At 59.3% G+C, this 2,855-nt stretch carries 2 protein-coding genes; both read left to right on the top strand.

What is annotated here, in order from left to right; translation table 11 throughout:
• Nucleotides 1-2,186, top strand: a 2,186-nt coding sequence (locus NKJ11_RS33560; protein ID WP_352795169.1) for a hybrid sensor histidine kinase/response regulator, incomplete at its 5' end; no start/stop codon positions are given.
• A partial coding sequence (locus NKJ11_RS33565) for a response regulator (protein ID WP_352795170.1) occupies nucleotides 2,179-2,855 on the top strand: 677 nt, incomplete at its 3' end. The genes NKJ11_RS33560 and NKJ11_RS33565, both read left to right, overlap by 8 nt.

Raw genomic sequence — 2,855 nt, forward strand, 5'->3', positions numbered from 1 at the left:
TTCTGGCACTCGAACGCGATCCTATCGCCCCCGACGCCCTGGAAGCATGCATGCGTGCCGCGCATTCCCTGAAAGGAGCTGCCCGCATCATCGACTTGATGCCTGCGGTCAAAGTTGCAAATGCGATGGAAGACTGTCTGGTCGCAGCGCAACGTGGGCATCTGAGGGTGCGACGGGAGCATATAGATGCGCTTCTGCAGGGCTCTGACCTTTTGAAATTGATCGCATCGGGATCATCGAGCGAGAGTGCCAACTCAGAAGTAGAAAGCTTTCTCGCGAAGTTCGAGGAATTGTCCCTCCCCGAGGCAAAGCCCGGGACCCAAGATTCTGCAGCTGATTTCGCAACTCCAGACCATGCCCAGGAGCAACTGGCGACGACCTCTTCAGCGAACGTCCTAGTTGCGGCGGTACCGCAAGCACACGGCAGCATCGGCTCTGATAGAATGGTCCGGGTGACGGCAGACAGCCTGAACCGATTGCTCGGGTTGGCTGGCGAGTCGCTGATGGAAGCTCGGCGGCTCAGGCCATTCGCTGATGGGCTGCTACGGCTGAAGCGACTTCAATCGGACCTCGCAAGTGCGTTCGACAATCTTCATGCAGTGCTGCCGCCGGTTTTAAACCATGCGGCGGTGGTGGAGGCGCTGGCTGAGGCGCAGCGAAAGCTTCGGTTAAACCAAGCGTTCCTGGCGGAGCGTCTCGATGAATTGGATTCAGTTGATCGGAAAGCGACCGATCTTGCCAACAGGTTGTACGACGAAACGTTGGCGAGCCGGATGCGGCCTTTTGAGGACGGCGTGCGACACTATGCGAGAACGATCCGCGACCTCGGTCGTACCCTTGGCAAGCGGGTGCGACTGGAGATTGTAGGCGGCTCGACCGGCATCGACCGCGATATTCTCGAGCAGCTTGATGCCCCTTTGGGGCATCTCCTGCGCAACGCTGTAGACCATGGGCTTGAACCGCCTGAGGAGCGCATCGCGATGGGGAAACCCGAAGAGGGGCTCATCAGGCTCGAAGCGAGGCATAATGCCGGGCTGCTGCAGATAGCCGTGGTGGACGACGGCAGGGGGGTCGAGCTCTCGAAGCTGCGCGAGACCGTCGTCGCCCGGCAACTTGCAACCAGGGAAAGTGCTGACACACTCAGCGAAACCGAATTGCTCGCATTCCTGTTTCTGCCAGGCTTTTCGATGAAAGCGGGCCTTACCGACGTCTCCGGTCGCGGTGTGGGGCTTGATGCAGTGCAAGCCATGACGAAGGAAGTCCGGGGAGTCGCAAGCGTCTCCTCAGAATTTGGGCACGGAACCCGATTTCAACTGCAATTGCCGCTGACGTTGTCGGTCCTGCGCACGCTGCTCGTCGATGTTGATGGGGAGCCGTATGCTTTTCCACTCGCTGCCATTTCCAAGACTTTGAAACTGCAGCGGACGCAGATCAATCTCCTGCAGGGCCGGCCACATTTTCGATTGAATGATCGACAGATCGGGCTGGTCACCGCGCGCGAGGTGCTGGATCGAGGTGAGCCCGGATCGGAACCGAACGAACTCTCGGTCGTCGTCGTGGATGCGGGTCGGGGCGATGCGTACGGCCTGATCGTCGACCGTTTTCTCGGGGAACGCGAGTTGGTGATCAGACCTCTGGACCCACGGTTTGCCAAGATCAAGGACATCAGCGCAGCAGCCCTGATGGAAGACGGTTCGCCTGTTCTGATCTTCGACGTCGACGATCTGATCCGATCGGTGGAGAAGCTTGCATCATCCAGCGGACTTCGAACTCTTCGGCGCGCCGCGGGCGGTCCCGAAGCGAGCAGGCGCAAGCGCGTGCTCGTGATTGACGATTCACTGACGGTTCGCGAACTCCAGCGCAAGATGCTGGGCAATTACGGTTATGAGGTCGAAGTTGCGGTCGACGGTATGGACGGGTGGAATGCCGTCCGGTCTGGTCCTTTCGATCTCGTCGTCACCGACATCGACATGCCTCGTATGGATGGCATCGAGCTGGTGAGTTCGATCAGAAAGGACGCTCATCTTAAGAACACACCCATCATGATCGTTTCATACAAGGATCGGGAAGAAGATCGCGCGCGCGGGCTCGACGCAGGTGCGGACTATTATCTGACCAAGAGTAGCTTTCAGGACGAGGCGCTGATCCATGCCGTCGTGGACATGATTGGCGAGGCGGTTGAATGAGAACGAGATGGGAAGCCAGCGAATGAGAATCGGCGTGGTCAACGACATGCCCATGGCGGTTGAACTTCTGCGTCGACTGGTCCTGTCGACCGGCGAACATCAGGTCGCGTGGATCGCGACCAATGGGCGAGAGGCGGTCGAGGTCTGCAGACGTGATCTGCCGGATCTCATACTCATGGATCTAGCGATGCCAGAGATGGACGGCGTGGAAGCGACCCGCAGAATCATGGCGGAAACCCCGTGCTCAATCTTGCTGGTGACCGCTAGTATCGAAGCCAACCTCGCCGGCGTCTACGAAGCAATGGGTCATGGCGCGCTTGACGCAGTCGATATTCCCTCAGTGGGCATCGAAGGTAACGCGTCCTCGCAATCCGCCCGGCTTTTGACGAACAAGATAGGGACGATCGGCAAGCTGATTGGTGATGCGCCGACCCAGGCAAAAAGGCGGATGTCACGTGCGGCTGAGCCGACACCTCGACGCCTGATTGCAATCGGTGCCTCCGCGGGCGGGCCGGCTGCCGTTGCCGCAGTCCTGAGTTCGTTTCCCGTTGACTTTGGCGGCGCGATTGTACTCGTCCAGCATCTCGATGCTCAGTTCGTTCCAGGCCTCGTTGATTGGCTGGGGCAGCATACGCCTCTCCCGATCCGTCCGGCGCGGGAAAGGGATAG

Source organism: Mesorhizobium sp. M0243, from assembly GCF_040321775.1.
In the GTDB taxonomy this organism is placed as follows: domain Bacteria; phylum Pseudomonadota; class Alphaproteobacteria; order Rhizobiales; family Rhizobiaceae; genus Mesorhizobium.